The sequence below is a fragment of the Brucella sp. 22210 genome (genome assembly GCF_052045675.1).
Classification (GTDB): Bacteria; Pseudomonadota; Alphaproteobacteria; order Rhizobiales; family Rhizobiaceae; genus Brucella.
The window spans coordinates 1-1,473 of the sequence record NZ_JBQEPD010000122.1 but is presented as its reverse complement, the minus strand read 5'-3'; the positions used below and the strand labels follow the sequence as shown (position 1 = coordinate 1,473).

Here is a 1,473-nt window from a genome sequence, read left to right as displayed (position 1 = left end):
GCGGCGCACCTTTATTCGTCTGGAACATCATCTGCCAAGACATTCAGCGTGGCCGCGCCGCACTGCGGGAAAGGGAGTGAGGATGTCAGCGGACCCGAACGAAACACTTACGCTGACGATGGCCAACCTTGAACAAGTCGTTGACAACGCTGCGGCGCATCAACTTGACACGCTTAGAATCGCCTTGGCGGAAAAGGTCAGGACAAACGAAAGAGAGCGCTGCGCCAGATTGGTCGAGCAGCGCGCGATTGATCTGGATAAGCTAGGGTTTTTCAGTGAAGCAATTGAACTGCGCACCCTGGTATCTTCAATACGCACCGATGGCTGACAAATACCCCGCACAAACATCGCTCTTGCAACAAACGTATTAAAAAGCGATTGTTGCATTTCTTCATTTAAGACGAAGAAAGGAAACCACACGTGACAATACCCGAAAAGATCGATTCCGCCGAAGGCATATCGTACTTGTTAAAATGGGCGGCTGCGCACGATATTCTGCTCGGCGCGGTCTACAAAGATCTGGCTGAGAAATATGGTGTAGACGCATCCGCAGTGCGTTTTCAAGGCGCGCGAGCGTTGGCTGCTACAGGCATGTACAAACAGGTGCGCGCAAGATGAACACGTCGAAATTAAACGCGGCGCTTGACGCTGCTGCGCGTGGCTTTCGCGTGTTCCCGCTGCGTCGCGACACAAAGTTACCGTGGCGCGAGGGCTGGCAGCAAGCCGCAACGACAGAAAAGGCCACAATCACAGAATGGTGGCAGGAAAACCCCAACTACAATATCGGCATTGCCACCGGCAACGGTACGCTGGTCGTTGACGTCGATATCAAGAACGGGAAGCAGGGCGCAGCTTCGCTTGAAATGCTTGAGCTTATGGGGTTGCCAGAATCGCTGACCGTCAAAACGGCGTCAGGCGGGAAGCACATCTATTTCAGAATACCCGACCACATCGCCGGCCGCGTCGACAACATCGAAGGCTTCCCCGGCATCGATACGCGTGGCGATGGCAATCTGGCGGTATGGCCTGGTTCATACATCGGCCGCAACAAGTACGAGCTCGAAGACGATCGGCAGCCCGCAGAGTGCCCGGAGTGGTTTCGTACGATTCTCGCCAATGTGCCGAAGCAGGTGCAGCGAAAAGACGACATAGCCGCCCAACCGGATCAGCCCAAAAACATTAGCAAGGCGATACACTGGCTTGAAACCGTCGCACCATCCGCCATCGAAGGTGACGCTGGCGACAAGACGACATTCGCAGTTGCTGCCGAATTACGCGCCTTTGGCATTTCCGAGGAAACAGCGTTCGAGCTGATGGCCGATCACTGGAATGAACAAAAGGCTTCGCCACCGTGGTCGCCAGACCCGCTGAAAACGAAAATCGCCAACGCATACAATTATGGGCAAGGCGCTTTTGGCGGTAAGACGGCAGAAGGTGAATTTGGCGTTCTCGATATCGACATTGGCGAACCGC

The 1,473-nt window shown here is 54.7% G+C and carries 3 protein-coding genes; all 3 read left to right on the top strand.

Annotated elements, in window-relative coordinates; genetic code table 11:
- Positions 1-328, top strand: a 328-nt coding sequence (locus ACTJKP_RS26850) for a hypothetical protein (protein WP_440632829.1), incomplete at its 5' end; no start/stop codon positions are given.
- A gap of 92 nt (positions 329-420) precedes the next feature.
- Positions 421-618, top strand: a complete 198-nt coding sequence (locus ACTJKP_RS26845; protein ID WP_440632828.1) for a hypothetical protein — start codon at positions 421-423, stop codon at positions 616-618.
- On the top strand, positions 615-1,473 hold an 859-nt coding region (locus ACTJKP_RS26840), incomplete at its 3' end, for a bifunctional DNA primase/polymerase (protein WP_440632827.1). The genes ACTJKP_RS26845 and ACTJKP_RS26840, both read left to right, overlap by 4 nt.